The 26,843-nt window shown below is 48.0% G+C and carries 23 protein-coding genes and 1 other RNA gene; 18 read left to right on the top strand and 6 right to left on the bottom strand.

Translation table 11 applies throughout. The features are described 5' to 3' along the window. The first annotated feature begins 244 nt into the window (after positions 1–244). Positions 245–475, top strand: coding sequence for a hypothetical protein (locus NT002_13245; GenBank protein ID MCX6830224.1), 231 nt, complete (start codon positions 245–247; stop codon positions 473–475). 449 nt (positions 476–924) lie between these two features. Here NT002_13245 and NT002_13240 read toward each other — a convergent pair whose 3' ends face one another. The 3 genes from NT002_13240 to NT002_13230 all read right to left on the bottom strand — a co-directional run bounded on the left by NT002_13240 (position 925) and on the right by NT002_13230 (position 6,296). Then, positions 925–1,539, bottom strand: coding sequence for an HTH domain-containing protein (locus tag NT002_13240; GenBank protein ID MCX6830223.1), 615 nt, complete (start codon positions 1,537–1,539; stop codon positions 925–927). Between the two features lie 47 nt (positions 1,540–1,586). Further along, complete coding sequence (locus tag NT002_13235) at positions 1,587–1,838, bottom strand: hypothetical protein (protein ID MCX6830222.1); 252 nt, start codon at positions 1,836–1,838, stop codon at positions 1,587–1,589. Positions 1,839–2,099: 261 nt separating this feature from the next. Continuing rightward, entirely contained in the window at positions 2,100–6,296 is a 4,197-nt protein-coding gene (locus NT002_13230) for a sigma 54-interacting transcriptional regulator (protein MCX6830221.1), read from the bottom strand. Between the two features lie 638 nt (positions 6,297–6,934). Between NT002_13230 and NT002_13225 the strand changes: the two genes are divergently transcribed. The 7 genes from NT002_13225 to mutM all read left to right on the top strand — a co-directional run bounded on the left by NT002_13225 (position 6,935) and on the right by mutM (position 12,158). Then, positions 6,935–8,005: a mechanosensitive ion channel family protein gene (locus NT002_13225; GenBank protein ID MCX6830220.1), complete on the top strand. Its 1,071-nt coding sequence runs from the start codon at positions 6,935–6,937 to the stop codon at positions 8,003–8,005. Positions 8,006–8,063: 58 nt separating this feature from the next. Beyond that, positions 8,064–8,945, top strand: coding sequence for a carboxylating nicotinate-nucleotide diphosphorylase (gene nadC / locus NT002_13220; protein ID MCX6830219.1), 882 nt, complete (start codon positions 8,064–8,066; stop codon positions 8,943–8,945). Beyond that, positions 8,946–9,935, top strand: coding sequence for a biotin--[acetyl-CoA-carboxylase] ligase (locus NT002_13215; protein MCX6830218.1), 990 nt, complete (start codon positions 8,946–8,948; stop codon positions 9,933–9,935). It abuts the gene before it with no gap. 101 nt (positions 9,936–10,036) lie between these two features. Further along, positions 10,037–10,417, top strand: a complete 381-nt coding sequence (gene nifU, locus NT002_13210) for a Fe-S cluster assembly scaffold protein NifU (GenBank protein ID MCX6830217.1) — start codon at positions 10,037–10,039, stop codon at positions 10,415–10,417. After that, positions 10,414–11,064: a hypothetical protein gene (locus tag NT002_13205; GenBank protein MCX6830216.1), complete on the top strand. Its 651-nt coding sequence runs from the start codon at positions 10,414–10,416 to the stop codon at positions 11,062–11,064. Before nifU ends, NT002_13205 begins: the two co-directional genes overlap by 4 nt. A gap of 27 nt (positions 11,065–11,091) precedes the next feature. Further along, a complete protein-coding gene (locus NT002_13200; protein MCX6830215.1) occupies positions 11,092–11,298 on the top strand; it encodes a DUF1858 domain-containing protein in 207 nt (68 codons plus the stop codon). Positions 11,299–11,333: 35 nt separating this feature from the next. Beyond that, positions 11,334–12,158 carry a bifunctional DNA-formamidopyrimidine glycosylase/DNA-(apurinic or apyrimidinic site) lyase gene (mutM, locus tag NT002_13195; protein MCX6830214.1) on the top strand — a complete coding sequence of 275 codons (825 nt, stop codon included), beginning with the start codon at positions 11,334–11,336 and terminating at the stop codon, positions 12,156–12,158. Between the two features lie 42 nt (positions 12,159–12,200). On the opposite strand, the gene NT002_13190 is transcribed toward mutM, so the two are convergent. Then, complete coding sequence (locus NT002_13190) at positions 12,201–13,280, bottom strand: AI-2E family transporter (protein ID MCX6830213.1); 1,080 nt, start codon at positions 13,278–13,280, stop codon at positions 12,201–12,203. A gap of 114 nt (positions 13,281–13,394) precedes the next feature. On the opposite strand from NT002_13190, the gene NT002_13185 reads away from it, so the two are divergent. From NT002_13185 to NT002_13160, 6 genes are all read left to right on the top strand, one after another. Further along, positions 13,395–14,150 (top strand): DUF169 domain-containing protein, encoded by a 756-nt coding sequence (locus NT002_13185; GenBank protein ID MCX6830212.1) that lies wholly within the window; start codon positions 13,395–13,397, stop codon positions 14,148–14,150. Positions 14,151–14,340: 190 nt separating this feature from the next. Continuing rightward, positions 14,341–16,605 (top strand): protein kinase, encoded by a 2,265-nt coding sequence (locus NT002_13180; GenBank protein MCX6830211.1) that lies wholly within the window; start codon positions 14,341–14,343, stop codon positions 16,603–16,605. 48 nt (positions 16,606–16,653) lie between these two features. Further along, complete coding sequence (locus NT002_13175; GenBank protein MCX6830210.1) at positions 16,654–18,984, top strand: FlgO family outer membrane protein; 2,331 nt, start codon at positions 16,654–16,656, stop codon at positions 18,982–18,984. 4 nt (positions 18,985–18,988) lie between these two features. Then, positions 18,989–19,420 carry a hypothetical protein gene (locus NT002_13170; GenBank protein MCX6830209.1) on the top strand — a complete coding sequence of 144 codons (432 nt, stop codon included), beginning with the start codon at positions 18,989–18,991 and terminating at the stop codon, positions 19,418–19,420. Positions 19,421–19,429: 9 nt separating this feature from the next. After that, entirely contained in the window at positions 19,430–19,591 is a 162-nt protein-coding gene (locus tag NT002_13165; GenBank protein MCX6830208.1) for a hypothetical protein, read from the top strand. Positions 19,592–19,693: 102 nt separating this feature from the next. Beyond that, positions 19,694–20,707, top strand: coding sequence for a class I SAM-dependent methyltransferase (locus NT002_13160; protein ID MCX6830207.1), 1,014 nt, complete (start codon positions 19,694–19,696; stop codon positions 20,705–20,707). 205 nt (positions 20,708–20,912) lie between these two features. Here NT002_13160 and NT002_13155 read toward each other — a convergent pair whose 3' ends face one another. Then, positions 20,913–21,569, bottom strand: a complete 657-nt coding sequence (locus NT002_13155; protein ID MCX6830206.1) for a hypothetical protein — start codon at positions 21,567–21,569, stop codon at positions 20,913–20,915. Positions 21,570–21,796: 227 nt separating this feature from the next. Then, a complete protein-coding gene (locus NT002_13150) occupies positions 21,797–22,426 on the bottom strand; it encodes a hypothetical protein (GenBank protein MCX6830205.1) in 630 nt (209 codons plus the stop codon). Positions 22,427–22,903: 477 nt separating this feature from the next. Between NT002_13150 and ssrA the strand changes: the two genes are divergently transcribed. The 4 genes from ssrA (at position 22,904) to NT002_13130 (ending at position 26,778) form a co-directional block, all read left to right on the top strand. After that, positions 22,904–23,268, top strand: a transfer-messenger RNA (tmRNA) gene (gene ssrA, locus NT002_13145). A 96-nt stretch (positions 23,269–23,364) separates the two neighbouring features. Beyond that, positions 23,365–23,889: a hypothetical protein gene (locus NT002_13140; GenBank protein ID MCX6830204.1), complete on the top strand. Its 525-nt coding sequence runs from the start codon at positions 23,365–23,367 to the stop codon at positions 23,887–23,889. Positions 23,890–24,043: 154 nt separating this feature from the next. Then, positions 24,044–25,420, top strand: coding sequence for an HD domain-containing protein (locus NT002_13135; GenBank protein ID MCX6830203.1), 1,377 nt, complete (start codon positions 24,044–24,046; stop codon positions 25,418–25,420). A 395-nt stretch (positions 25,421–25,815) separates the two neighbouring features. Beyond that, entirely contained in the window at positions 25,816–26,778 is a 963-nt protein-coding gene (locus tag NT002_13130; protein ID MCX6830202.1) for a pentapeptide repeat-containing protein, read from the top strand. Positions 26,779–26,843 lie beyond the last annotated feature (65 nt).

Genomic DNA, 26,843 nt, shown 5'->3' with positions numbered 1-26,843 from the left:
TTCCGGCGACACGCTTTGGACCCGCACTTTCGGTGGAGCGGATGATAATGAGGGCAATTCCATAGCGCCGGTCTCCGATGGCGCCTTCATCATCTGCGGCTACACCAAATCATTTGGCGCCGGGTGATATAATATTTGTCTGGTTAAGGTCGATGCCTCCGGTGCCAAGCAATGGGAAGAAACTTATGGCCCCGAATTCTACGAAATTGGCCGGGCCGCTATTCACACCTCCGACAGCGGCTGCTTGATCGCCGGCCTGACCGAGTCGGTCGTTTACCATGCCAATGACCCATATCTTATCCGGTTGAATAGCCGTGGCCATACACTCTGGACGAAAGTGTTCAATTCCTCCGGCAATAACTGGGTGGAATCGATGGTTCCTGCGCCTGATAAGGGAGCAGTCATGCTCGGGTGGGATGGCACTTCGGCCGCACGGGGATATGATACCCTTCGTATGCGGGTCGATTCATCCTAAAATCAGGTATGGAGAAAGCTCCTGGGAAGTGCCAACTATGATGGAGCTTTCGGAATAACCCCGACATCGGATGGCGGATATGTCGCCGCCGGACATCTCGGTAAAGCGCCCTCGGGATCCTATGGCTATCTGGCCGAAGTCAATACTTCCGGGAAATTACTATGGGATAAAACCCTCGGAACCGACTCCACGATATTGCGTGCCGCGGCACAGACCGGGGATGATATGTATATGGCGGCAGGCGAGACCCATATCTCAGCCAGCGGCTCCCAAGCCGATATCCATGTAATTAAAATAAAGGAGGGGCTGTAACCCCTCCCGCTTTATCCCGATCGGCGATATCCTGATGCCTGAAGCGTCCATTTCGCTCTGCCTTTCAGCTGACATCTATTGGCTTCGCCCGATGAATAATCAGCTGTTCCGTCCCTCAAGGAATGCCTTGCTGATTTTCAACTGATACTTGCTTTTTTGATTTTCGATATGGGAATGGCTCGATTATATTCCACTTTCTTTCCCGAAAGGCGCCATTCGTCTTTGAAACAGAGAGACGGATCCTCAATTTCCATGCTCTTGATCTCATCGGCATCATCGGCAAGGCTGATGTGAAGTCTCTTGCTGTTGAGAACGGCCATATGGATTATTAGATTGGTGATAAGGTCGGAAAAGTCGCCCTTCTCCAACTCCAGGTCGGCTCTGTTTTCGAAGGTTTCCCAGAGTTCTTCCAGCGGGAAATTTTGACTGGAGAACAGCCGCTGAGTCAGCAGTTCGATCTCCTCGCCATAAAATCCGTTTATTTTTTTGGCGAGCAGGCGCAGAGCCACGGCAATCATAATGGCATCATCCGAGCTTATCTTGCCGACACTAAAAGCCCCTTCGCTCAAGAGACGATAACCACACACAGATTTGTCGTAATAGACGGGAATATGTGCGGCAGATATGGTGTTAATATAGCGATAGGCGGTCCGATGTGAAATTTTGCAGGTGGCCGTTATTTCATCCAACGTAACAAATCTCCTGTGGTTCAGGAGGTTTACGAGAAGCAGAATTTTGGCTACTTTATCCATAAGACCATAAGCGGGGCTGCTATGCAGCCCCACTTATCAACTTTTTGCTAAAGAATCGTTCCAATTATCAATACGATTATGTCAACCACAGTCGGAACTTCCGGCACGACCACCGACTTTATCGGTGTGCTTAAGGAATCATTGCCAATTGGGGGAACCTGCTGAGGCGGAAGGGGTGCTGTCCCGCTTGGATCCTCTCCCCAAGCCGATACCGTGAATATACTGCCGACAACAGTTAACAAAATGAAAAACGCAAAAATGCTGCGAATGATGCCGATTTTGCTTTTCCAATGAGACATTTTTGACTCCTAATTTGAAAGGTTGCTTTCTATTCATTTGTGGTGACACTCAAAAATGGTGCCACGCTGAGTAAATTATCATATCTGCGCCAATCCATTGAAATAGAATAGCTTAGTTTCTCAGCGAAATTTGAGAGTGTGGCTTCATTTGCCGCATATTATGCCCTCTAACGGCTGAGAAGATTAACTCTTTGGTATCTAAATTGTTAGGATTTGCGCAGAGGATAGCAAATATGGCAAACCGGCAAAAAAGAGGGGGGGTCAGCGATTCTTTGTTATGCCGTATTTTCGGATTTTTCGGATTAATGTGGAGAGCGGCATCTTAAGACTCCGACCAACCTTTGACATGTTCCAGTTGTTCTTAATAAGAAGTTCCCGGATTCCGGCTTTCTCCAGGGCCTGAAAGGCTTCATCATTTCTGCCATCGGTCAGAAGGCAGCCGCCGATTTCATTGGGAAGGTCTGTCAGATCGATCCTTTTGCCTGGATTAAGGATGCAATACTTCTCTGTCATATTTCTCAATTCCCGAACATTCCCGGGCCATCGATAAGCCATAAGAGCGTTTATAGCCTCGCCGGAGAATACAGGTCGGCGCGATAGGTCAGGAGAAAAAAACTGGCTGAAATAATCAAGCAATCGAGAAATATCATCGGGTCGTTCCCGGAGCGGAGGAATGTCAATGGTAATCCTGTTGATACGATAATAAAGGTCTTCGCGGAATTTCCCCTGACGAACCATCTCTTTTAGATCTTTATTAGTAGCATAAATTAAGCGGACATCGACAGTAATAATTCGATTGCTGCCTACTTTTTCAAACTGCTGATACTCCAGCACCCGTAGTATCTTGCTTTGAATCTCCAGCGGCATATCGCCGATCTCGTCGAGAAACAGCGTGTTGCCATCGGCGGCAGAAAATTTACCCTCTCGCTCATCCACACCGGTGGCGACCTTTCTGGCTACTCCAAATAGCTCTCCTTCAATAAGTGTAGCCGAAATGGCGGCGCAGTTAAGTTTGATTAATGGACCTTTAGCTCGGCTGCTGAGGTCGTGAATCATCTGGCAGAGTATTTCCTTGCCGGTTCCACTTTCGCCGTAAATCAGGACACTGACGTTGCTGCGGGCGATTTCCGGCAACCTCGAAAGCAGCGCTTTCATTGTCTCGTTTTCGGTGATAAGCGGTTGTTTGGCGCCGGAGCGGAATAGGTCTTCGGAGAGTTGGCGGCGGCTATAATCGAGAACTCGGAAATTCTGTATGGTCGATAGTAAGACCGACATAAAATTGGCCATGGAGTAGATAAAAGTAACATCCTCTCGTTCGAAAAGAGCCGGAATGGTGTGATGATCCAGATAGAAAACGCCCATGGATCGATCCTTGATGGGCACCGGCACACAGATAACAGAGAGAATATTGTGGGCGATAATGCTCTTATACTTCTTGGTGCGATTGTCCTCCAGAGCGTTATCGATAACCACCGGCTGGAGATCCTCGGCTACTGTCCGGGGGATACTGCGGCTGAAATCAATAATATCCTTGAGGCTCTCGTCATCACAGTTGACAAAAGCCTTGACCTGCAATTCGGATGACTGTTCCGAGCCCATCAAAAGGACTCCTCGCTCGGCACCCGTTTCATCAACCGCATATTGTACTAGTTTCTGGAGCGCCACCTCGTAATTGCCGATATTCTTGAGAACCTCCGATACGCCGTAAACCGATTCCAGCATTTTGCTCTGACCCTGCCGTTCATCAGTTATCGCTTTGATTCTGCCGGCTATTTTCTCTATCAATGCTCTGTTGCCGACACCTTCGGCCAAATGTTGCGTCTGAAATAGAAATTTCCGCGACAGCTTGGTCTTCGATTCATTAAGATAATGGTCGGCGATTTTGCCGCAGACGAGAAGCGCCCAATATTTGCAACCACCGCTCCCCAGAATACGGTAGACGGTTTTCCAGTAGGGAATAATATCATGTTTAGAATCATGGCCCTGTTCTTCGACCTCGATCAGTATAGAGACGGCGTGGAACAGGGGAGTTGTCGATGTCCGAATCAGGGGCAACAGCGCTTCGGCCATGATGATAGCCTCTTTTCGGACTTCCTCACTACCATCAATCATGATATGAAATAGGCAAATAGCTGCATAATAGAAGTTGTTATGTTTGAGCAAGTCCGCAAACAGAGAAAGCGTGTCTTTATTGATCCCTCCTTTCTCATTATATAGAGCGTTGAGATGATAGACCAACGCTACCTCGGCCAATGTCGCCCTGTCATTCGATGCTTCGCCCTCTTTGCGAGCCTGATCCAGATAATCACGGCATTCAAGCGAGGCGCCCCGATATGCCGTCAGCAACCCCAGACTCTGAAACAGCTTTCCGTAATTGCGGCTCTTATCACCCACTGGAAACATCTCAAGAGCTTTGAGAAAGAAATCCCTGGCTTCCCGGTAGTCCCCCTGCCAATTATGCAAGTTACCGACAGAAATATAGTAATCGCGGAAAAAAGCGCGGTCGTAGCGCGTTGGCCGACTGTTGAGGTATTTCTGAAGCCAGTACTCAGCCTTCTGGTATTCGGCCAATCGCCCAAGACTCGACATTATATTTGCGTATATGCCGGGAAGTTTGAAAAAATCCGACGGATCCTGACAATATTTGACAGCCGTCTTGCCATATCGAATGGCCTTATTATATTCCGCCAACTCGAAGTAAAGGAGTGATAGGTTAGTCAGAGGCAGAATGGCATCCGAAATCCGCTTTTCTTCTTTAAATAATTCGAGGGCAACTAGAAAATTCTTCTCGGCGGCAATCAACTCTCCCCGTCTCCAATTGATTATTCCCAATACGACATTAATCTTGCCAACCTCAACCTTTTGACCGCATGCGTCAGCCCGACCCAACAGTTCCTTAAGCGTTGTTTCTGCCGACTCCAGATTCCCTCTGGCATACATTATCCAGGCTCTATTGCGTAGTATGGAGAATTCTGATTTTTGGTCGTCCAGTGACTTGGCGGAAACCAGACCTCTGTCAAGTAGCGCTTCGGATTCATCATACCTGCCTGTCAGCATATATTGATAATTGAGCTCGATCAGCAAGCTCAGGTCATCCGGCGACGAAATGTTAGAGATAGGCAAAACCTGCTCATAATACTCGATCGCCTCAGCCGTGCGGCCAAGACCGGCAGCTAGACTGCCCAATTCGCGAAGGAGTCTTTTGCCAACCGATTTTGCCGCTTCTTCGGGCAATGATGCGAGCCCCTTTTTCAAATGCTTGAGAAGAAGCAAAGCCCTCATAAAGTGACCATCTCTTCTCAATTTCAGCGTCTTCGAAATGCCTTTCTCAAAATCGGCCTGGCTCGTAAGCGCGACACTCCATAAAACGCCTGATACATCTGTTGATATCTCCTCCAGAGCGATAAAAGTCTTTTCCAGCAAGTCGTCGGAAATATCCAGTTGCCAGTAATCACCGTATTTATTGATCTCCGCCTCACGGATAAGAGACAGGAAAAGGTGCAGAGCCGACAATCTCCGGGACTTATAAGCCTGCGCGAAATCAGCCACTAACTCATCGCAGAGACCAAAGAGCCTGTTCCGTTCCGACAGAAATCCTTGAAAAGTGCTTTCACCTTTAATCAAACCAGTCCGTTCCGTACGGAATCTGGTTATCAATTGCATCGCCAGCAGATTCCTGAGTGCGCTTCTGAATTGTGAGGTGTCAATAATTTCATACTGGAGAAGGGCTTCCAGCAAACCGCGGGGTCTCTGAGACGGATCCGGCCTGGTCAGCCCGGCGGCCAGTTTAGCCAGTTTTTCGATCGGGAAATCAGGAACCTCTTCACCCCGCCGGGAAGGGATAGCGTCCGTCTCGAGATATTTCCGCAGAGATACCCCAAACGAAAAATTGTCTGATTGAGGCAGGATGATTTCATTCTCCATGATCTCGGGGGCGATATGCTCCGGGGTACCGAAAATACGAGAATGGGGGTCGGAATACGATTGGGTGAGGAAATCCAGATCGGATAGGATCACCCTGGGCTCAGCCCCGGCCAGATTAACCTGATAATTCTCAAATTTTAAATCGCCATGAACCAAACCGAACAGGTGCAAATAGTCAACAATCAGTGCGCTCTGGATAAGGATTGTGGGAAACCGGCCCCAAAAATGATGCGGTGTCAGAGAATGCCACTGAGTCTGGTCAAGATAAGGATACTCAATGAAAAGTGTCCCATTTTCCGCATGCCGCCCGGTGGCTCTGAGAACCCGTAAGGTCTTGAGCTCCTGCTGACAGGCAAATGACTCAATCAAAATCGAAATTTTCCTGTCCTGATCCAGCGCCCCGCCCTTTGAGGGAATCTTAAGGAAATGCCTCTCGCCTGTGGTCCGTTTGGTGCCTATCCAGGACTGACAGAGCGAATTTTCCGAGACCAAGTTCTCTAAGGCATATATTTTCGAGTATGGTTTGCTACCCACAGTCCTTACCTGGCGGCATTGTTTTCCGGTAATGGCTTGCCACAATACTTCGTGAGGAAGTCTTCTTTGTTAGGATAAATATAACGGATTTGCCGAAAAAGGCAAATAAAATGGCAAATATTTTAAAGTTCTACTGACAGGTTCTGACAGGGGTAGTAACGATATTATGCTCAAAGAAACTACCCGTGGCGCCTGCCATGTTTATCCATTAGGGATAAAAAAAGAGGGTGGGGTAAGTTCGTGGTAGAGGGGGCTAAGAAACTACCAGTGGCAACCTACCCCAGTCCCTCGGGTACTACTTATATATAATAATATTCGTCAAAAATCAAGTAAAAAACATATTAACCAAGCATTTTTTTCTGATTTTACATTAACGCCTTGGTTTTCCAAATTATCCTTTTCAATTCCATCAAATACTTCATTCTCAAACTTGTCGGCCCTCTCGCTATCGAGATTCTAAAATATTAACGAGTTTCAATCAGTAAATGTTCCCCGATTCCAGGAATTTCCTGCAAATAATTTCTCGGCTTATCACCCTTACTCTTTGCAACTTTCTCCCCATGGGTGGCTTGATTTATTCATGGCAAGCATGTTATTTTCCTGCCTGAAGAAATCTGTTAATAATTCATGGAGGAGTAATGGCACCCGAAATCGTCGGTTTCGAAAAATATGTTGCCGCTCTGGTCACATTTGGCGCGATTGTCCTGATCGGTTTTATTATCCAGATTCTAATCAGCACCCGTCTGCAGAAAATAGTCGCCAAAACACATTGGAAAGGCGATGATGTCATTATCGAGGGGCTGCGCGGGAGAATCATTATCTGGTCGGTCATAATCGGCCTCTATGCCGCCCTGCCGCTCCTGCATTTCCCGGCCGAGTATCACCGGATTATCGAAAAAATCCTGCTGGTGCTGGTGATACTCTTCATCACTCTGGCCGCGTCATCCATCATCAGCGGTTTCATTCGGGCTTATGCCGGAGAGCCGAAAGGGGAAATATTCTCTACTTCCATTTTCTCTATCTTTGCCAAAATAGTGGTGATTTCCATCGGTCTGATGATAGTATTACAGGCGCTGGATATTTCTATCACCCCGCTGCTGACCGCCTTGGGAGTCGGCGGCCTGGCCGTAGCTCTGGCCCTTCAGGATACTCTTGGCAATCTCTTCGCCGGATTGAATATTCTTTTTTCCGGAAAGGTGAAGAAGGGTGACTATATCAAACTACAAAGCGGTGAGGAGGGGTATGTCGTCGATATCACCTGGCGGAATACGACTATCCGCCAGCTGGCCGATAATTTTGTGATTATCCCCAACTCCCGGCTGGCTTCATCGATCACCACTAATTATAACCTGCCTAAATCCGCTCTGACCGTGAGCATGGGCCTTGGGGTTGCCTATGATAGCGACCTCGAAAAAGTGGAGCGGGTAACTCTGGCAACGGCCCGTGAAGTGCTGCGTGAGATCGAAGGAGATGAACCGGAAGAGGAACCATCGCTCCGTTTCCATACCTTCGGTGATTTCAGCATCGAGCTGACCGTTGCGCTCTATGTGAAAGAGTATTCCCGCCAATTTATAATCAAACATGAGTTCGTGAAACGGCTGCATAAGAAATACCGCGAGGAGGGCATTGTCATTCCTTTCCCGGTAAGAACGCTGGAGTTTGCCAGGGGAGTGAAAAATCCTCTCGATAATAATAATCCGGATAATTAATAGCACCGGCATAAATCAATAATTGACTTAATCAGCCCAATTATTATCTTAAATGCCGATGAGTTCTTTTGACCAAATACTCCTCCAGCAAGTGGAACTGGCTCTCATGGAAGATGTCGGGCCGGGGGATATTACCACCCTCGGGTGCATTGAAGAGAAACCCGCCGCTGCGGAAATCGTCGCCAAATCAGAGGGGATTTTGGCAGGTCTGTCGATAATGGAGGCGGTTTTCAGGAAGCTGGATGGCAAAATTGAGGTCAAAAGCGATAAAGGGGACGGCCTGCCCTTTGACCACGGTGATACCATCGCTGAAATAAGAGGAAACAGCCGCGCAATTATGACCGGTGAGCGGACAGCCCTCAATTTCCTGGGACATCTCTCCGGTATCGCCACTCTGACCGGGAAATTCGTGGAAAAAGTAAGTGGGACCAAAGCCATCATCCTTGATACTCGCAAAACAACCCCCGGCCTGCGCTATCTGGAAAAGTATGCTGTCGCCTGTGGCGGGGGCGAGAATCATCGTTTCGGCCTTTTTGACATGGTGCTGATAAAGGACAATCATATTGCCGCCTGCGGCTCTGTAGCCGGGGCCGTAGAGAAGGTCCGAAAATTCCTGGGCTCGCCGGAATTCAAAAAGAAATATGTGATTGATCCTTCGCGAGTTGTGCTCGAAGTCGAGGTGGTCAGCGAAGCACAATTGAAAGAAGCGGTGGATTCCGGTATCAAGCGGCTTCTTCTGGATAATCAGTCACTCGAGAGCCTGGCCTTGCTGGTAAAATGCGCCCGCTCACTTGCCGGTGATTTGAAACTGGAAGCCTCGGGGAATATGAATCTTGATAATGTTGCGGCAGTGGCCAAAACAGGGGTCGATTATATCTCGATCGGCGCCCTGACCCATTCGGCCACATCAGCCGACTTCTCACTCAGGATTGTGGCTTAGATGTACACCCGTAATCCCGAATTGCTGGCCGACAAAGCCCTGGAAAAAATGCGCGCCCATCCGGGTCAGACGACCGATCCGCTGAAGCTGGCGAAAATCTTTAAAGTCACCCGCGAGCATATCATCGGCGCCGTGGGATTGCTGCGCTGTTGGGGCTACACCATCCGGGCCGACCGCCATGGACATTATGCCTTTGTTTCAGCGCCCGATAATTTCCTTTCCACCGAGATTTCCTATCGCCTGAATACCCGCCTTATCGGGAAAAAGATATATGCCTATCAGTCCGTGCAGTCGACCAACGCCATCGCCTCGCAACTGGCTTCCGCCGGGGTGCCGGAGGGAACTCTCGTAATCGCCGAACATCAGACCCGCGGACGCGGGCGTTTGGGTAGGGAATGGTACTCGCCGAATAAAGTCGGCCTCTATTGCTCCATAATTCTTTACCCCAAAATTCACCCAACCCAGGCCCCCGGGATATCTCTTCTGACTGCCGCCGCTCTGGCCGACACCATTGCTTCTTATGATGATATCGATGTCAAGATCAAATGGCCCAACGATATTCTCATTTCCGGCCTGAAAGTGGCCGGAATCTTGACCGAACTCTCCGCCGAAATTGATAGGGTGGAGTATGTTGTTGTCGGCGTAGGAGTTAATGTCAATCAAAAAAGAGCCGATTTCCCGGATCATTTGAAAGATACGGCCACTTCCATTAGAATCGGCGCCAAGGAGAATATCCTTCGGGTGGAATTCCTCCAGAAATTCCTGCGCAATTTTGAGAAGGAATATGCCGCATTCAAAAAATCGGGACTGCAGGAGACCAGAAAAAAAATACTCAAATATTCCTATCTGCAGGATAAAGAAATAAAGCTGAAAATCGGGCGTAAAGTCATATCAGGAATCGTAATAGATATTGACCGGACCGGCCAACTGGTAATAGATACCAGAGATGGGATCATGGCTTTTAATGCCGGAGAAGTCTCCACCCATTAAATAATCAGGTCTGAATATGTGAAATTATTCACTTGAATTTTTGGGCGAATGCCGTATATTAAAGTGGATATTTTTGATGCCCTTTGAAAGGTGATGTTTCGATGTATTCAGCCAAGGTTATTGAGCATTTTCAAAATCCGCGCAATGTCGGCGAAATAAAAGATGCCGACGGCGTCGGTACCGTGGGTAATCCTTCATGCGGCGACATCATGGCGATGTATATCAAAGTTGAGAATAATATCATTACCGATATCAAATTCAAGACCTTCGGGTGCGGTGCGGCCATTGCGACCAGTTCCATTACTACCGAAATGGTGAAAGGGAAGACCGTTGATGAAGCCGAGAGGCTGACTCGCAATGATGTTGCCGAGGCGCTCGATGGTCTGCCGCCGATCAAAATGCACTGCTCCAACCTGGCTACCGATGCTCTCCGGGCGGCCATAGAGGATTACCGTTCCAGACAAGACGGGAAGAAGCAGTGAATCGGATTCGGGCCATCACTCTTTTTCTCATCGTGCTGTCATTGTTGCTTTCGGGTTGTATTAAGCGAGTGGAACGACCCGCTCGGGGTGAATTCCAACGCTATTATCCCCTTAATCAGTGGGATCAGTATCAGTACAGCGGGCCGCTCGGGAAAGCGGTCGTATCGGGCAATGTCAACGAGCTTTACACCATCACTTATTACGACAGCACCGGCCGGATTCAGTACTGGAAAGATTTCCTCAAAAGCGATCGCGGCGCCGGATGGAAGAATATGGTTTTCGCCGTGAAAGATGCCCCCGCGCTCCATTTTGAACCGGCCCTTCCCTTTGTCCCCTGGTCGCACACCGTCGGCGACACGCTCCTTTTCTCGGCCGCCGAAATCATGGGCGATTCGCTCAACACCCATCGCCGTATTCAGGTGGAATACGAGATTCTCAGCGCCGGCCCGGTCATAACTCCGGCCGGAACTTTCAACGATTGTATCCAGATGAGAATGTCATATAAATCGCTTTACAGCAAGCGCGGGAATTATAACGGTGACAGCTACTGGTGGTTCGCCCGCGATATCGGACTGGTGAAATATATCATTTTCGAGGGGACCGGACAGCTCCTCTCGGCCAAAGTTGACGGCAAAACCTATCCATAATTTCGCCAAATTTGGGAGAGTGCAACTGTGATTAAGATTACTAAAGAGATGACAATCGGGGAGATTATCGAGGCGGTGCCTCAGGCCGGCACAGTCATACAAAAATATTTCCATGGCGGCTGTTTTGACTGCCCCGGGATGAAATTGGAAACGCTCGAAATGGGCGCCATGCTTCACGGTCATGATGTCCAGACTATCATTGATGAACTAGAGCAGCTGGCGGCCCAGCCGTAAGAATCTGCTTTTCTCCTAAGACAGGATGTCAATTAATGCCGGAACTACCCGAAGTTGAGACTGTTGTCCGGGGGCTCCGCCGAACCGTCCTGAATCAAATCATTGATTCCCTCTATATAAATTCCCCCCGGATCGCCCGAGCTTATTTTGAGGGGGATATTGATAAACTTCGCGGCAAGAAATTCATCGCTATCCGGCGGCGAGGGAAAAATATCTTGATGGACTTGTCCGATGGGCACACCCTCTGGGTGCATCTGAAAATGACCGGCCATTTCTATTATCTTCCGAAAAAAGCGCCCATTGATAAACATGACCATCTGATTTTTTATTTCCGGGATAGTCATTATTCACTCCATTTCAACGACTATCGCCGCTTCGGGCGCGTTCGACTCCTGAAAACAGGCGAGCTTTCTTCCCGGCAAGGATTGAATGATCTGGGGCCGGAACCGCTGGAAATCAAGCCTGATGCTTTTATTGCTCTTTTTCGCTCTGCCAAACGAATGATAAAACCGGCGCTCCTCGACCAGACTTTTCTGGCCGGACTGGGGAATATCTACGCCGATGAAGCTCTCTATTTGGCCCGGATTCATCCCAAAAGAAGCACCGATTCTCTACCTAAAAAGAAACTCGAAGAACTCTACCGGGCAATACAACAAGTGCTCCGAAAAGCTATCAATAAGATGGGGACCTCGGTGGATACTTTCGCCGGGGTTGATGGGAAACCGGGGGGATTCCAGCATTATCTTAAAGCCTATGGCCGCGAGGGGGAGCCCTGTTTTCGGTGCGGCGCGGCGATAAGACGGCAGAAGATCGGCTCCCGGTCGGCCCATTACTGCCCCCGCTGCCAGCGCCTCAGATAATAATCATTAATCCGTCCCATCCATCCCATTTTCAGCCGGTGCTCACGTCGTATAGTCAATCGGGCCGGATTCGGGGTGAAGCTTGAACTCGAATACTTTCAGGATAGTCATGAATATGGCCGTAATAAGCGGCCCCAGGACAATACCGATCAAGCCGAACATTGCCATCCCGCCCATAATGGAAAAAAACATCAGGAAAGTATGCATCTGGGTCTTGCCGCGAAATAGAAGCGGACGGACGAAATTATCGACCTGGCTTATCACCACCGTGCCGATAAACAATGTCAGAATTCCTTTCACCGGCGAGCCGGCCAGAATTAGAATAAGACCAGCCGGGATATAAATCAGAAAAGGCCCCAGAATAGGCAGGAACGACAGAAATCCCATCACCGCGCCCCAGAATACGGGCGAGGAAATACCCATGATCGCGAAGAGGATGCCGCCGAGTGAGCCCTGTATGATCGCCATCACCACCCCGCCGTACATGGTTCCCTCAACAACTTCTTTGAGATAAGAATAGGTAACTCCCACCTGGTCGGAACTCAGCGGGGTCATCCGTTTGAGAAATGAAACCACCTTGTTGCCGTCACGGAAAAAATAATACATGGCAAATATGGTCAGGAAAAATTGAAAAATGGTCTTGGTGATATTGGCGACAACCGTGGTTGCCTTGGCGCCGATCACAGTCGTGACAGTAGTGATTATATCTTTGATGGTTGACTCGAAATTTATCTTGGCCAAGTCCGGATAGGCGGCATAGAGTTTCAATCTGATTTTGTCGAAAAACGGTGCTACCCGCGCAAGATAGTTGCTCAACTCCCCGCTTTCATAAAGGGTGTTGACACGATTGAACGCATCAGAAGCTTCGCCGACCAGATTGGCCAGAATGTACAGCGCCGGGCCGATAATCACAAAAAATACAAAAATACATATCAGCAGCGCCGCCCAGCCGGGCGATTTGACTTTCCGGTTGACCCGCTTATAGAGAGGATAAAAGACAATCGCCAGGATCGCCCCCCAGGCGATGGGAATAAACAGCGGCGCCATCATTTTATAGAAGAGATAAAAGAAGATGGCGACTATCAGAAGAAATAACGAGATAAGAAAATATTCTCTTTTCATAATAATCAAACTCCGTTTGGAAAAAGATTGCCTAAATTGAACCGCAATGCAAGAATATTTTTCGGCTTTTGACGCTCTCGTGATATATTATCCAAAAATCAAGGATAGAAAATTATGGAAAGCAGAATCAGCAAAGAACTGAAACTTCAGTTTTCTCCGGTGGCGATTCTTTTCAGCAACGACCAGCCGGATGAGGCAATTCAATTCAAAAAAGGCAAATGGGGATGTGTCGTGTCGATGCTCACCGCTGCGAGCAGAGGGAAAACCGCCGTTATCAACCGCGAAACCTGCGGCTGTCTGGGGGGAAAAGTCGGCTTGTGCTTTGGCGATGCCTACCGCGAGTTTCCCGGTGGAATCGAGTATTTCCTCTCGACCGGGCGGGGTGAGGGGCACCGCGAGGGTGAGGCATATATCAAAACACCGGAACTGGCCAGAACGAAAATTGCCCAGATGCCGATTACCGACATTCCGTTTACCTATGTCATTTTCAGGCCGCTGGAATTGGTGGATGAGACCAAAGAAACTCCCGTCCTGATCTGTTTCTATGCCAATCCCGACCAGATTTCCGCCCTGACCGTTCTGGCCAATTATGGGAAACCGGGGATCGACAATGTCATTGTCCGCTTTGGCGCCGGATGTCACAGTATCTGTATGCTGCCGTATCATGAATCATTACGGGAGCAGCCGCGGGCGGTCATGGGGATGTTCGATATTTCGGCCCGGCCGCAGGTACCCCCGGATATTCTAAGTTTCACAGTCCCGTTTGCGATGTTCAAAGAGATGGAATCCGATCTGCCGGGAAGTTTTCTGGAAAAAGAAGCCTGGCATAAGGTCCGCGCCCGTATCCCCGATCCGAACAAGAGCCTATAGAAAAACAGCGGCGAAAATCCTCGCCCCCGTAATATCTTGTTAAACAATCAATTCCGGCCAAGGGAGTTGATTGTCCTCAAGAATTCATATTCACATAAACTATTTTCCCTTGCAGATTACATTGACCGCGCTTAAATTTATTTAAGCATCCTGACACCAATCGATAAATCTAAATTTTGCTGGAGACCATATGGAATCCGATGCAGGTGAAGGAAAAACGGAATCCTATCCAATGTTAACTAAAGGCACTCTCATTGGTCATTATAAGGTTGTAGAGAAGATCGGCGCCGGTGGGATGGGTGAGGTGTACCTTGCTGAGGACACCGAGCTCAACCGGAAGGTAGCCCTCAAATTCCTTCCCCCTCATCTTTGTCAGGATGCTGACTGCCGCGCCCGGCTCAAACGAGAAGCACAAGCCGCCGCCAAACTCGATCACCCCAATATCATACAGGTTTATGAAGTCTCGGAATACCAAGGGCGACCCTTTTTTGCTATGCAGCATATTGAAGGCGAATCGCTGGCCGATTTTATCAAGAAGCGGGATAATTCTATTCAGAAGATCATTGATCTATCAATCCAGATCTGCGAAGGACTGAATAAAGCTCATCAAGCAGGAATAATTCACCGAGATATTAAGCCTTCTAATATTCTGATTGACCATGATGGTAGAGCAAAGATTCTTGATTTCGGCTTGGCAGCTATCAGAGGGGACAAAAAACTCACTAAGACTGGTTCAACCATGGGGACATTGCATTACATGTCCCACGAGCAGACGCGTGGGGAGGAAGTTGACCAGCGGTCGGACATATTCTCTTTCGGGGCTGTCCTATATGAAATGATCACTGGCCATCTGCCTTTCAAGGGTGACCATGAACCAGCCATTATATATTCTATCGGATATGAAGAACCGGAGCCTCTGGCACGCTATAAGTCCGACGTTCCAGATGAACTCCAGCGCATTGTAAGCAAAGCACTTGCTAAGGATAAGAATCTGCGGTACCAGCATGCGGACGAGATAGCGGCAGATTTGAAAAGAATCAGCCAACAATCTGAATTTTATGTTCTGATAAAAGGGCCTTCCATTGCGGTGCTCCCATTTGCCAATTTGAGTTCTGACCCGGAACAAGAGTATTTTTGTGACGGCATGGCCGAGGAAATAATCAATGCCCTTTCACAATTGGAAAACCTGCGGGTTATCGCCCGAACCTCCGCCTTTTCGTTTAAGGGCAAAAACGAGGATGTCCGCGAAATCGGGCGAAAGCTCGGAGTGGAAACGCTGTTGGAAGGCAGTGTTCGCAAGGCAGGCAACCATTTGCGAGTAACGGCGCAACTGATCGTAGTAAAAGACGGTTCTCATCTCTGGTCGGACCGATATGACAAGGAAATGAAGGATGTTTTTGCAATTCAAGATGAGATATCTCTTGCGATTGTGGAGAGACTGAAAATCAATCTGCTGGGAAATGAAAGGGGCAACATGGTAAGAATTCGAGCCCACAACGTTGAGGCCTACAATCTCTATTTGCAGGGTCGTTACTACTGGAACAGAAGAATGCCCAAGGAGATCAGAAAGGCGATCGCCTTTTTCGAACAGGCAATTGCGAAAGACCCGGATTTCGCCCTCGCCTACTCCGGCTTGGCCGATTGCTACAGTATGCTGAATCAGGCCTGGGACCTTTCTCCCGTTGAGGCCTTTTCGAAAGCCAAGGCGTTGGCCTTAAAAGCACTTGAAAAGGACGAATTGCTGGCCGAAGCCCATGCCTCGCTGGCATTCATAGCACGCAACTATGATTGGGATTGGCCAAAAGCGGAACGTGAATTCAGGCAGGCTATTGAGTTGAACCCCGGATATGCCACCGCACATCATTGGTATGCCATGCAATTACGGTCTATGAAACGGACAAAAGAAGCGATGGAAGAAATCCGGAAGGCTCAAACACTTGACCCGCTTTCTGTGATCATCAGAGTCGCTTACGCATTGATTCTCGACGAGCGGGGCGAGCTTGCTGCGGCGGAGGAACAATGCCAGGAAATCCTGAACATGGATCCGACTTCTCCCCTGGGACACTTTGCCCGGATAGGTATATATACACGGCGCGGGATGCACGATGAGGCCACCAGGGAGTATTTGGAATTTGCGGCTGTTTGGAAAGGTTATGACTCCAATGATCTTGCAGCACTAAGAAAAATATACCGGGAATCAGGGTATCATGCCTGCTGGCAAAAACATGTTGAATTGCTGAAGCAATACGCTGGTCAACGCTATATTCCTGCTGTCGCCATAGCGGCAGCCTATGCCCGGCTGGGCGAATCGGATCAGGCCTTTGAGTGGCTCGAAAGAGCATATCAGGAACGCTGCCCTAGAATGGTAGACCTCGGAACTGATTCGGATTTCGGCGATCTTATCTCGGACCAACGGTTCGCCGCTATGTTAAAGAAAATGGGACTGGATGCATAATAAACTTTCGGCGGCATCAGCGCCGCCAAGGCGAGGATATTGACCACTATGCCGGACAGCGATCCGAACGACATTACCCGATCGCACGTTCAACTCGCACACGGCAACATAATCGGGCACTACCGGATCATCGAGAAGATCGGATCCGGCGGGATGGGAGAAGTCTATCTCGCCGAGGACACTGAACTCAATCGTAAGGTCGCTCTTAAGTTCCTCGCTTCACATCTGTGCCGGGATGCCGACTGCCGAGCCCGATTCAGACGTGAGGCTCAGGCCGCGGCTAAGCTTGATCATCCCAATATCATTCAAGTGCATGAAGTAAGTGAGTATAGTGGCCACCCATTTATTGCTATGCAGTATGTGGAAGGCTGCTCGTTGAAAGACTATATCGCGCAACAAAAACTTTCTCTCCCGAGGATTCTCGAATTAGGTATGCAGATTTGCGATGGCTTAGAGGCGGCTCACAAGGCGGGTGTAATCCATCGGGATATCAAGCCGTCGAACATCCTAATCGATTCCCACGGCCGGGCTCGGATAGTCGATTTTGGTCTGGCCGCAGTCAGGGGAGCCGATCATTTGACCAGGACTGGTTCGACTCTGGGAACCCTGCATTATATGTCTCCCGAACAAACTCGGGGAGAGTCCATGGGTGAACCGTCGGATATCTTCTCCTTCGGCGTCGTGCTATATGAGATGATTGCCGGTCAATTACCCTTTAAGGGAGAACATGAACCGGCTATTCTACATTCAATTGGATATGAGGAGCCTGAACCGCTGGCGCGCTTCAGGGCGGGCATACCCGATGAGCTGCAACGAATCATCGGCAAGATGCTTGCGAAGCAGAAAAATGAACGATACCAGCATGCCGATGACCTGCTGGCGGACCTTAAACATGCGGCATCATTGCTTGGTAGCTTTCCCGGTCTTCGAAAGCACCGGCTGCGTGTTGTTGTTCCGTCGATCATAGCGGTCGGCGTCTTAGTACTGGCTCTGGTCTTAAAACCATGGAAATTTGAGATATCGCCCACGCATGAAACGCAGGCCTCCACAAACTGGCTGGCGGTGATGTATTTTGACAATATCACCGATCCTGCCGATTCTAAACGTCTCGGCGAAATAGCTACCAATTTATTGATCACCGGATTGTCTCAGTCTGAATATGTGAAAGTAATGTCAAGCCAGCGTCTCTATGATCTGCTCAAGCAGATGGGCAAGGAGGGAGTTAAGACGATCGACCGAGCGACCGCCTCACAAATTGCCCGAAAGGCGGAAGCCAAATGGATGCTGACCGGCTCGATATTGCAGAGCGAACCGCGAATCGTGCTGACTTCGCAATTGATCGACGTTGCCAGTGGAGGAGTGATCGCCAGCCAGCGGGTCACCGGGAATTCGGGTGAAGATATCTTTGCCGTCATTGATCGCTTAACGGAAGATGTAAAGAAGAGCAGCGCCTTGCCGGCGACAGTCAGAACTGAATCGTCTGTGAAGATTGCCGACGTTACAACCCATTCGCCTGAGGCGTACAGGCATTACCTCGAAGGACTTGAGTATTGGAATAAGTACTATAATGAAGAAGGTCGGAGCTGCATGCATGAAGCCATTGAATACGATTCGACATTTGCCGATGCCTATGCGATGCTGGCCATGATGTCTGACTTCGGTACCCCTGAATTTGAGAAAGCTATAACACAGGCCATGAAATATGTCGACCGGGCCAGCGACCGGGACCGCCAGCGTCTTACATCCATGCTAAACGCCTTGCAAGGCAATTATGACGAAGCGATTGCCGTTACACGAGACTATCTCGTCCGCTACCCGGATGACAAGGAATTCTGGTATGGACTCGCGGGTATGTACAGTGGGTCAGGCAGAGCCAGGAATTCTGACTCTATCATTGTGTGCTGTAATCGTGCGTTAGCCCTTGACCCCAATTTTCGCATGGCGCAGAACCTGCTGGCGTATGCGCTTGATGAGTCGGGTCGGCACAAAGAAGCAATTGACGCTATCAATAAGTATATCCAACTGGCTCCCAATGAAGCTAATCCTTACGATTCGCGCGGAGATCTGTACGCGGCGTCCGGAAAACTTGATTCCGCTCTGGATTCATATCAGAAAGCTCTCTCAATTAAGCCTGATTTTCAGGAGTCGCTCAAGAAGAAAGGCTATATGTATATGTTCCTGGGTCAATATCCGCAGGCAGAGAATGCCTTCCGCTCCTATTTTTCCAACCTCGGCAAGCCGGCGCGAGGTTATTGGCGCGCCTCGTTAACATATATATCGATTTATCGCGGAAAATTCCGTGAGGCGCTGCGGATCGCCGATGAATGCATTGCCGCCAACAAAGTAGACGACCTGGAAAACACAAACAATCCTCATTGATCAATTGAAAAGAGATGCCGAGTCGAAAAAAGCCTTTGATGTTGAACAATACTGGGATGCCAAGGGAGAAATAGCGCTCTACGCAAAGAACTATGCCGGGGCCGTTGAGTACTTGGCCAGGCGCGACAGCGTGGCGTCTGCCGCGATCGGAAGCCGAGCACTGGCAGAAGCGTATCTTTGGTCCGGAGACAAATCCCGGGCTATCGATATCCTCGAAAAGAATCAAATGAAGTACGACCAGAATCGCGTCTTTGACGGAGCGTATTCTGTGAAGGGGTATTATCTGCTGGGTTGCGCTTATGATGAGATCGGCGCACGCAATAAGGCTCGTGCTGCTCTGGAACAATTCCTGACCATCTGGAAAGACGCCGACCCGGGGATCAAGGAGGTCGAAGACACTAAGGCGCGGCTGACCCGCCTGAAAGCGAAGTCATAGAGGTGATTTGTGTGTCCTGACGACGACAAGACCCGCACCCATATGACCCTGATTAATGGCACGATGGTGTCACACTACCGGATTATCGAGAAGATCGGCGCCGGTGGGATGGGGGAAGTGAACCTGGCGGAGGACGCTGAAATGAAGATATATGGGAATCTGGTGGGTTGACCTTCGGGTTCTGACAATTATTTTATTTCGAAAAAATGGCTGGCTAATGCTTATATTTGACATGATTGAACCCTTAGCCAATGAATTGGATGGAGTTTTCAGATGCCGGAGTTCTCGGAAGCTGAGAAACAGCTATTAATCGGGGTTAGGAGCATTGTGCTCAGGAGGGAGTCACCCGATAAATCCGCGCTTGATGATTTCGGGAAACGATTCTTCGATAATGATCTTGTGGACTGGACAGAAGCCTACGAAAGCCTGAAGGCGAAGGGTTATCTTCAATTCGACAACTGTCTTTACTCCTTATCGGACGAGGCTGCCAGGCTGGCGACCGAGTTTCGCAAAAAGAAAATGAGTTCCGGCTTCGATGAATGGATGATCAAATCCTGTGACTGCAAAGCCTACTCGCGTTTCTGTGAACTTGTGTACGGTATCGACCTCTGCCAGTTCAGCATGGTCGATAAGGAACAATTGGATAAACTTCTGGAAGTACTTGATCTGACTCCCGCTAACAGAGTGCTCGATCTCGGTTGTGGAGTGGGCAGTATCACCGAATACCTATCCGACAGGACGGGAGCGAAAATCACGGGAGTGGATTTCGCAGAGGGTGTTGTCGACCGAGCGAACAAACGGACCGCGATGAAACGGGACCGATTGTCTTTCCGCGTCTGTGATATGAATGAGCTCAATTTCCCTGCCAACTCGTTCAACACTATCATAGCGATAGACACACTCTATTTCGTTGATGATCTCGATGAGACGGTAGGGGCAATGAAAAAAATCATTGGTAATGCCGGACAGATGGGCGTGTTCTACAGCCAGATAATCAAGCCGGATGACTCGAGAGATCTTCTCGATGCGGATTCCACCAGGCTCGCAAAGGCACTGCGCAATAGTGGGCTTCCATACAGGACATGGTGTTTCACGGAAAATGAGTATGAGATTTGGCGCAAAGAGAAGAAAATAGCTGAGGAATTGAAAGCGGACTTTAAGAGCGAGGGATATATGGATTTATGCGAAAGCCGAACCAAGGAGGCGGAACATCTGCTTGAAATAATCAAGGATAAGCGGGAAAGCCGACACCTTTACCACATAAAATCTGTCGGCTTCCAGGATTAGACCGATACTCATAAACATATGCATGATCCATTTTCTTTGAAGGAACAATGGGTATGCTCCCACAATGAAATATTTCTGATATCCCTTCTTGGTGCTTCTTCATGACCAAACGGACGGGTGGCCGCCATGTTCCTCCTGCAGCGAGGTGCGGATAAAAATATCATGACCGAATTATGCCGCGACCCCGGCTGAGAAAGAATTCCTCCTATTTATCTTTATCTTTTCCCTTACTCTTAGGTTCTTTCTTGTGGTTGTCCTGTTTCCCCTCTGATTCCGATGAATGCTTGGCCCCTTTCATCTCTTTGGCAATCACTACAAATGAATCACCGCGGCCTCTCAGCTTGACTATGTTCTCCGGCGCATACCGATAATGCTCAGACACAAAGCGAAGATTGACCAGATTAATAATGTCATTATCGGCAAGCGCAATATGCGCCCATTCCGTCCGTTTCCTGTTCTTGAAATAGCCGTAGGCTTTGCCATAGGGCGGACCCGGGTCTTCCTTCAGAACGATATAGAAAATCTCGGGACTTAATCCATAGTGCAGAGTTATCTGCATCCAGCTTTTGCCGCCCAGGCGCATGTCAACTATTACTTTCGGCTCTACATGCACTTTGCGCGCCAGGAAAAAGATCACAGGCAGCTCCTCCTCGGGTAATTTTCTTTCCCTGACAACTACTACCTCTCTTTCCGGCACATGGAAATATTCTCCGATCGCCAGATGAAATCCGCGTAATCCCTCATCATCAATGGAAACACCCAGATTTACTCCGGAGCGGGCATCGGTGGCAGTAATCACCATTGCCGCAAAGGTCAGAGCAATCAATCCCAATAATATCCTCACTTCTTTACTCCCTTTCATATTATTCCTCATATAATAAGCCTTAAAAATATCAATCAGCGCTCTTTTTCATATTTATCGACCGATTTTGGGGCAAAATCGATAAATTTCTTCAGCACTTTTTAGAACGGAAAGCAGATAGCCACATCTGTCGCCCCAAAACGGCGGTTGAATTGGTCATTCCATCGATCCTGGGCGACCGCTCCTGAAAAGGAGATTTTCGGCCTGATTTCAAGAACTGCATGCTCTTACAGTAACGGAGGCTGATAATCAATCAAGGCCCATTTTTTGAGTGATGTGCCGGCTATTGTAATATGATAAATTCTCTCTTTGACAATCCCGATCCCCTTCGATATCCAGATATCTTCGTCGCCGGTGGCATCAATAAAGCCCCAATGCGATGAAACCAGAAAACTGTTCCCGAAATTGCCCGCCGGGGTTGAGACCGTTCCCTTTTCAGTTACTCTGATCGTGTCATAAGGCGACATTCCAAAGGTCCAGAAACGCCCCAAAGCCAAAGGAAAGACATAAATTCTGTATGGATTTACGCCGGATGTGTCATGATAAAAGAAGACCGTGTCGTGGCTCTTATGCACATAGAATGAGTCTTCATAAGTTTTGTAATGATAGACCCAGATTATGGTATTGCGGTCGTCGCTGAGAGTTTCATTCCCTTCACACGCGACCAGAACGGTATCGTAAAGACCATTCAACGAATCGAATACCTGATATTTCCACCAGATATCGGACATGCTGGGGAATCCGGAGATCGATAGTGAGTCGACATCTTTTGGCGGGCCAACCGGGTCGTCATCGCACGAAACGATAAACGACAGACAGGCCAGTAAACAGATAATTAAAAGAAAAAACCTTCTCATAAATCCTCCCTTGACAAGGTTTATTATCCAATATTATAACGTTTCAAGCGGCCTGATGTAAATTTTTTTCGCGCCCGATTATTGGAAACCTCAAGGCCTTATCGGAGGGGACACTGATAGTCGATTAGCTCCCATTTTTCCACCGCGGCCATTTCCATCCAAAGTTAGTCCGGGTCTTGTTTCCCAATTTCAATAGGTCAAATCCCCTGCGCCTGTCCCGATCCCTTGGTCGGGGGATTCGACATTTCTTTCCACGCCACCGCCGGGCAGGGCACCAGCCCGCCGTGGCGGGCGCTCGTGCCATTTCAGGTTTTGTCAATTCTCCTGAAACATTTGACAATCAGAACCGATTATATATATTGGATACGGAACAGACAATCACCACCGGACTTGAATTCAGGGTGACCCGCCCTTTAGGCGGGTTGACTTGACTTTGAATCGGTGGTCAGCGACTCGTCACGGTTTGCTTAAATTATTGGGGGTGAACTGGTTTCGACGGGATCGGTGTGGGATTGTCGGCGTGCCGAGGGACTCCGGATTGCTCGTTAAACATCCGGTAACCACAATAAATGGCGAATACAACTACGCCATGGCCGCCTAGTCGAGTTTAACTCCTAGGGACCCGTTCCGCCGGTCTGCTGCCTTTCCGGGCCGGGTCGGAGCGTCGGACAGGAAGGCTCGGTCTGGTGACGCCCTTAAGCCGGACTTAAAAACAAGGGCTGGCTTCTCTGCTGGCCTGCCGCTCGGCAGGCAGGGAAGTGAGAAATAGAGAGCGGCTACGCACGTAGAGGACGGTCTGGCGCCTTTTTCGGACGGGGGTTCGATTCCCCCCACCTCCAAATATTTTTTGTTGACACCGAGAGTGTTGTGGTTTCATAATGTGATTAACAGTATTATCTTGTGTGTGTAAATTTATACATACTTATTGGAGGTTTTGGATGGACAAAAGATCAGCTGGCGTATACATGGTTATGCAAAAAATGGAGGGATTCAAAATCGATGAGTTGGATGACCGTGTATATCTTCAAAAGGTTATATATTTGCTGCAGCTATTAGGAATTAATCTGGGATTTCGATTCAGCTGGTATAAATTAGGGCCCTATTCAAATGACCTAGCAAAGACCGCTTATGGAATTAAGCAATGTATCAATGACTATCGCAATGAACTCGACAATGTGACAGTAAGGGAAGATGTTACTGCAAAAATAAACGAACTCAAAACGCTGCAGACGGCAAAGCCAGACGACATTGAACGACATAAATGGTTTGAGTTGGTGAGCTCTATTCATTATCTAAAGTACATTTCCACCACCGATCCTAATGACATAACTATTCAGAATATCACAGAACAGCTCAAGAGAGCTGGGAAATCCGATTTTGCCGATACGCATGTACGAGCAGCTTGGAATCAACTTGATCGCCTGGGGCTAATTGAGAATAAAAGCTTGTCCAGAATAGTTTAGGGGACTACTACTCTTGTCCAAAATCAACTTCAATGAGAAAATAATATGCGATAATACGCATGGTCCAGTCGGCATTTCGAAACTTGAACAGGATATTATAAACACAAGGACGTTTCAGCGACTCAAGAAGATTAAGCACTTAGGATTGGCCAGTTTGGTATTTCCGGGGGCAGAACATTCGCGATTTTCACATTCGATAGGCGTAATGCATATTATGTCTCGCTTTATTGATAAATTGAAGGAGGTGGGATGTGAACACCTGACTGGTGATAAAAGCGATGAGGTCAAACAGAAATTGAGACTTGCCGCGCTTCTTCATGATATTGGGCATTATCCACTATCGCATCTTGGAGAAAAAGCCTTCGAGTGGGTTGCCTATACTCAAGATGTCACAGATGTAAGATCAAAGGAAATCGTTGACAATCCCCCTTATGGTGCTTTAATAGAGGCGGGACGAGATCACGAAAACAAAAACGCCTCCCATGAAGCATTAGGGAAATTGATATTGACAGCCAAAGGAAGCGAAATAGGAAAACTACTGGAAGACAGATATGATCCTTCTGAGATAGCAAGGATCTTCAATACTGAAGATGTCGAAAATGATTTCTATATACAGTTAATCAGCAGCACTCTTGATTGCGATCGCTTGGATTATATGCTTCGGGATTCAATATCGACGGGTACACCATATGGGCAGATTGATCTTGAATACATTATTCAAAATATATTATGGAATTCCAATAAAGGCGATAAAGGTTTAATTTCATTTCATCGAAAGGCCATAACAGCAGTCGAGCATTTCATTTCCTCGCGATATTTTTTCTACAATATAATCTATCATAAGACCATTATGGGATTTGAATTGATGGCAAAGACGTTGCTTTTCTCGATGGTGAAAAACAAAGATTTCAAGAAAGGAGATTATGGAAGTATTGTCCACTCTCTTGACGATATAAAGAAAAAGATAAAGGACGATCCCAATTTCTTGGCGAATTTTAATGATGAATATTTTTGGTACTATTTGGAACTGTTTGAACCCAAAGAATTTTATCCTGGTGACACAATTTTAAGTAAACTGCGGGATAATCTGTTGACACGAATTCCTATGCGGCCTATATATAGCATTCGTACTGCAAAAACAATGCAGCACAGTATCGGGAGCGAGGAATATAACTTTGTAACAAAGCAACTAATCAAGAATACTGGCTTTTTAAAGCTCCTGGCTGATCAAAGGATCGATTTGAAACATATTGGAGTAGTTGAAAACTCTATTCAATTTGAAAAAGTCGGATATATGATTGATTTTGAGCATATTGAAAAGGTGATGCCTCAAGATAGACTTAAACTTGTCAAAATTGGCCAGGATGATAACATGCGTGAATTGATTACTATAAATGGCTCCTTAATGAATATTTTGAGCCAATATCAAATTTGCTTGGCGAATGTATATGCTCTGGCTGATAAAGGCAGTATTCTAGAGCAAAATCTCATTCAAGGTATCCATCATGTTGTAGATGAGAATTGCAATTGATAGAAGAAACGGGTAACTCTCGGTTCCGCTGTGGGACTGCGTGATTCATTACAGTTGATTGATATATGTGAAATTAGACAAATCGTTACTGTCCCCCAGCAAGCTGGGGGTTACCGGTTAAAACCGAACCCATTTCTGTCGGATCCCCGGCATACATATGATTCACCCCTTTTTCTTCGGGCGGGTGGCCCACCCTTGAGGGGTTTTTGATAAAGGCGCATATTCGAGATTAAGCAGTTTTTAACCTTTTGTCTTTCAATGCAAGTAATGGCACCCTGCGTCCGCTTGCCGGGGTTTTTCAGCACTCCCCAAGCTGTGGGCTACCATCTACTGACGCTCAATGGGTTATGGCCATTCATGGATTTGCAGGTCCGACAACATGAGGTGAGAGAACAATGGAATTGAAGCAACTACCGTGGATTAGACGAGAATGGCGGACAATCCCGAAGCAGAGGCTTATCGTGAAGATCCCGGTTTGGCCCATAGTCTGTGCTGTAGCATTGACGATTCTTTTCATCTACTCCATCAGTAAGTCTTGGTGGCCACAATCCTCAGGCTTCTATGAAAAGACGCTTTGGGATTGGGTAGATCTGTTAATCATTCCTGCAGGTTTGGCTCTGGGCGGAGTTCTATTTGCTCTACTTGAACGCAGGACGGAGTATGCTATTTCAGAGGACCGTGAACTACAACGAAATCTGGAGACATACCTTGATAGAATGGCGGAGCTGCTTCTCAACAAAGACATGCGCGCGTCAAGGTCGGATGCTGAGGTCTTGTGTGTAGCAAGAGCCAGAACGCATATTGCGCTTGAAGAACTGGATGGTCGACGAAAATCTGAAGTTGTGCGATTCCTGATTGAAATGAATCTGCTCGGCCTCCCGATGGCGAACGAGCACATCTCATCAGAGCACTATGTTAGTTTAACAAATACTGATCTGTCAGAAACGCAGTTGGTTCTTTTCTCATTGGACAGAGTTGATCTTAAGCGGGTTTCGTTTTGGAAAGCCAATCTCAAAGGTACATTCTTTAGAGGTGCGGATCTTCAGGAAGCTGATTTTGCCGGGGCTATTATGACAGAGGCTTGTTTTGAGGGGGCAGCACTATTGTCTACTTTCTTCGAGAAGACGTATCTTTTTGGTGCCAGTTTCGAGAACGCCAATTGCTTTGCAGCTCAGTTTGAGGGTGCATATCTGGGACACAGTTCCTTCCGAGGGGCGAACTTATTCGGTACCAGCTTTAAGGGAGCAAATTTGGAGAAAGCGGATTTTACAGGAGCCAAGGATTTGACGTGGAAGCAGGTACGAAAGGCAAAGAACTGGAAAAAGGCAATTTTGCCTGATCATTTGAACAACGGGTAGCGCGCTTCGTGCTTTCTAAGACCAACAATTATCTATGTTCCCGCGATAAACGGGTAACACACCCG

Source organism: Candidatus Zixiibacteriota bacterium (assembly GCA_026397505.1).
Taxonomy (GTDB): domain Bacteria; phylum Zixibacteria; class MSB-5A5; order GN15; family PGXB01; genus JAPLUR01.
Note: the sequence above shows the minus strand (reverse complement) of the source record. Positions and strands in the feature narration are given on the sequence as shown.

Coding starts and splice junctions, on each gene's coding strand:
- NT002_13140 (MCX6830204.1), top strand. CDS start 23,365: ATGGACAAAAGATCAGCTGGCGTATACATGGTTATGCAAAAAATGGAG.
- NT002_13160 (MCX6830207.1), top strand. CDS start 19,694: ATGCCGGAGTTCTCGGAAGCTGAGAAACAGCTATTAATCGGGGTTAGG.
- NT002_13215 (MCX6830218.1), top strand. CDS start 8,946: ATGTACACCCGTAATCCCGAATTGCTGGCCGACAAAGCCCTGGAAAAA.
- NT002_13235 (MCX6830222.1), bottom strand. CDS start 1,838: ATGTCTCATTGGAAAAGCAAAATCGGCATCATTCGCAGCATTTTTGCG.
- NT002_13175 (MCX6830210.1), top strand. CDS start 16,654: ATGCCGGACAGCGATCCGAACGACATTACCCGATCGCACGTTCAACTC.
- NT002_13155 (MCX6830206.1), bottom strand. CDS start 21,569: ATGAAAGGGAGTAAAGAAGTGAGGATATTATTGGGATTGATTGCTCTG.
- nifU (MCX6830217.1), top strand. CDS start 10,037: ATGTATTCAGCCAAGGTTATTGAGCATTTTCAAAATCCGCGCAATGTC.
- NT002_13190 (MCX6830213.1), bottom strand. CDS start 13,280: ATGAAAAGAGAATATTTTCTTATCTCGTTATTTCTTCTGATAGTCGCC.
- nadC (MCX6830219.1), top strand. CDS start 8,064: ATGAGTTCTTTTGACCAAATACTCCTCCAGCAAGTGGAACTGGCTCTC.
- NT002_13225 (MCX6830220.1), top strand. CDS start 6,935: ATGGCACCCGAAATCGTCGGTTTCGAAAAATATGTTGCCGCTCTGGTC.
- NT002_13185 (MCX6830212.1), top strand. CDS start 13,395: ATGGAAAGCAGAATCAGCAAAGAACTGAAACTTCAGTTTTCTCCGGTG.
- NT002_13180 (MCX6830211.1), top strand. CDS start 14,341: ATGGAATCCGATGCAGGTGAAGGAAAAACGGAATCCTATCCAATGTTA.
- NT002_13240 (MCX6830223.1), bottom strand. CDS start 1,539: ATGGATAAAGTAGCCAAAATTCTGCTTCTCGTAAACCTCCTGAACCAC.
- NT002_13150 (MCX6830205.1), bottom strand. CDS start 22,426: ATGAGAAGGTTTTTTCTTTTAATTATCTGTTTACTGGCCTGTCTGTCG.
- NT002_13130 (MCX6830202.1), top strand. CDS start 25,816: ATGGAATTGAAGCAACTACCGTGGATTAGACGAGAATGGCGGACAATC.
- mutM (MCX6830214.1), top strand. CDS start 11,334: ATGCCGGAACTACCCGAAGTTGAGACTGTTGTCCGGGGGCTCCGCCGA.